The organism is Bacillus gaemokensis, assembly GCF_001590835.1.
Taxonomy (GTDB): domain Bacteria; phylum Bacillota; class Bacilli; order Bacillales; family Bacillaceae_G; genus Bacillus_A; species Bacillus_A gaemokensis.
Window position 1 is genome coordinate 3994 of record NZ_LTAQ01000047.1, and the last position, 3567, is coordinate 7560.

Annotated in this window: 1 protein-coding gene; it reads right to left on the reverse strand. The window is 35.9% G+C overall.

Going from position 1 to position 3567, the window contains the following annotated elements; genetic code table 11:
* Positions 1-3555, reverse strand: a 3555-nt coding sequence (locus tag AZF08_RS23005) for an amino acid adenylation domain-containing protein (RefSeq protein ID WP_235604081.1), incomplete at its 3' end; no start/stop codon positions are given.
* Positions 3556-3567: the final 12 nt, after the last annotated feature.

Sequence of the window (3567 nt, forward strand, 5' to 3'; positions counted from 1 at the left end):
TACTCCAATTTGCGGAACACCAAGTACCGTTTGCCAAATTGAGACTAACATTTCTTCTATTGGGGTTTGCGGCGCAACATACTCCGTACCTGTTTGTAAATTTCCTTCTGGCGCAGGTAACGCTTTACGATCAATCTTACCATTTGGTGTTAATGGCATGTGTGCCAGCTGTACAAAGTAAGATGGAATCATATACTCTGGTAATTCTTGTGACATCGCCTCCCGAAGTTGTCTCACTGTTAGGCTTTCGTCTCCAACAAAGTATGCACACAATCGTTTTACTCCGCCTTCATTTTCTCGCGCAACAACAATGGACTCACGAACCAACTCCACTTTCTGGAGTGCTGACTCAACCTCACCCAATTCAATGCGGTATCCTCGAATTTTCACTTGGTGATCTATCCGTCCCATAAATACTATATTTCCATCCGGTAACCATTTCGCTACATCTCCAGTTTTATACATCTTCGTTCCTGATTCAAATGGATTATCAACAAACTTTTCCGCCGTTAATTCTGGTTGATTCAAATATCCCCTTGCTAAACTTTCCCCCGTAATACATAATTCTCCAGCAATACCGATTGGGGCAAGATTCCCACAGCGATCAACAATGTAAATCTTTGAGTTTGCTATAGGTTTACCAATTGGAATATTTATTACTTGCTTCTCAATTTTATATGCTGTTGTAACAACTGTATTTTCAGTTGGTCCATAGTTGTTCACTAGTTTGTATTGAGATAATGGATGCTTAGTTGCTTGAATCAGTTTATCGCCAGCTGTCTGTAAAATACGCAATGACTGATTAGCGAAAGGTAGAAATTGTTCACACATCTGCGTCGGTAAGAAACTAATCGTAATTTGATTTTGTTCAAAATAAGAATTCAACTTTTCAACATCAAAACGTATCTCTTCAGGAACAACATACAGTGTAGCTCCCGCCACAAGACAAGGGAATATTTCCCAAACAGAAGCGTCGAAGCCAAAACCAGCATACTTTGTCATACGATCCTTTTCTGTTAATTGATAATAGTCCATATTCCAATGACACATATTCAAGAATGAACCATGTTCTAACAGAACCCCTTTTGGCTTTCCAGTAGAACCCGATGTATAAATTACATACGCTAAGTCATGAAGCTGGTTTATATGTGTAAGGTTTGTCCCTTCTCTTTGATATAACTCTTCTTGATCTAGCGTGATAACTTCACCTACATAACCAACTGGAGCCTCCAGTTCCTCTTGCTTTAGTAACCACCTAGCCTGACTATCTGTCAACATGTATTGAATCCGGTCTGATGGATAAGCTGGGTCAATTGGAAGATAACTTCCACCTGCCTTCAGCACTCCTAAAACTCCGATAATCATTTCAAGAGATGGCTTTACTAAAATGCCAACAATTTTTTCTTTCGTTATTCCCTTTTCTCTTAGCACACGTGCCAATTGATTCGCTCGTTCATTCAGCTCACGATACGTTAGTTGCTGATCTTCGAATACAACCGCAACATGATCTGGTGTACGCTCCACCTGTTCTTCGAACAGTTGATGAATCATTTTATCCGTCGGATAATCTACCTTCGTATTATTAAATTCTTTCAATATTTTTATTTCTTCTTGTGTAATGATCTCGATGTTTGAAACACACTGCATCGGATTATTAACAATTGTTTGTAACAGTTGTATAAAATTCTTGCTCATTCGTGTGATTGTTTCTCTCTTGTATAAATCTAAACAATATTCTATCCCTACTAACAATCCTTGAGCATTTTCCTCTATGTTCAACGTCAAATCAAATTTAGAGCTTTGATTCTCAAACTCATATGGCTTGATTTTTAAATCAGCCAGTTCCTTCAATTCGATATTTTCTGGATTTTGCAATACAAGCATGGTATCAAACAGTGGATGTCTACTTAAATCTCGTTTTATTCCTAATTTTTCTACCACTTTTTCAAAAGGATAGCCTTGATTTTCAAATACCTTTAAAGATTCTCCCTTTAGTTCTTTCACTAAATCCAGAAAAGTTTTATGCCCCTCTGGATAAGTTCTCATTGCCACTGTATTAACAAACATACCCATAATATCATTCAGTTCAACTTGCTCTCTTCCAGCTACTGGGCTACCTATAATAATATCTTCCTGCCCAGTGTATTTAGACAATAATGTTGCGTATGCAGCTAACAGTACCATATATAAAGTTGATTCCGTTTGCTTACTTATGTTTCGTAACCCTTCGGTTAACTCTTTATCAACTACAAATGATAGATGAGAGCCTCGATAACTTTTTACTGAAGACCTTGGGTAATCTGTTGGCAACTCTAAAACTGGTAATTCATCTGAAAATTTTTCTAACCAATATGTTTCCATATTCTTTAAGTTTCCATTTTGATATTGTTCATTTTGCCATACAGCGTAATCTTTATATTGAATGTCTAGTTTCGCTAACTTTTTCCCTTCATATAATGCTTGTAGTTCCCTAATAAAAATCTTCATTGATACTCCATCAGAAATAATATGATGCATATCAAATAAAAAGATATGACGTGTAGGACTGACATGTAAGAGTTGTACACGTAATAACGGTGCCTTTTTCAAATCAAATGGTTTTATGAAATGTGCAACCTTACTTTCTATTTCCTCCTCTTCACAAGAGTCAAACTGTATACAAAAATCTATTTTTTCTGTTATTTTTTGGACTGGCTCTCCTTCTATCCAATCAAAAGAAGTCCGAAGAGATTCATGTCTTTCAATTAATTTGATAAATGCTTGTTCAAATCGTTCTTTATCTAATTTCCCTTCTATCACCATAGCTCCAGGCATATTATAACTTCCCTTTGCTTCCTCTATTTGATCTAAAATTAGTAATCTCTTTTGAGATGAAGAAACCGGATAATACTCTTTGTGTTCTGTTGGTTGAATAGAGTGATAGCTACTTAATTCCTTATTCTCAATAATTATACTCATCGCTTCAATTGTTGGACTTTGGAAAATTTCTTGGATCGTTACTTCCACACCTATATCCCTTTTAATATAAGCTATCAATGTAAGGGCCTTTATAGAATGTCCTCCTATTTTAAAGAAATTGTCCTTAACGCCAATTGATTTAACATGTAATACTTTACACCATATGTTTACTAATCTTTCTTCTAATTCTGTACTTGGTGCTGTATACTCTATACCACTATGCATGGCTTCTGTTGGTTTTGGTAATGCTTTTCGATTTATTTTTCCATTTATAGTCAGTGGCAGTGTTTCTAATTTAATGAATACAGAAGGTATCATATAATCTGGTAATTTCTTTTCCATAAAGGAACGCAATTCATTGATAGAAATTTCTTGATTTAATACAGGAACGATATAAGCAACTAAACGCTTATCATGATCCTCATCTTCATATACGGTTAATACTACTTCACGAATGATTGGAAAAGTACTAATAACCGATTCAATTTCGCCTAATTCCATTCGGAATCCTCGAATTTTCACTTGATCGTCGATTCTGCCAATATACTCAATATTTCCATCCGGTAACCATTTGGCCAAGTCACCTGTTTTATACATGCGCTCTCCTGG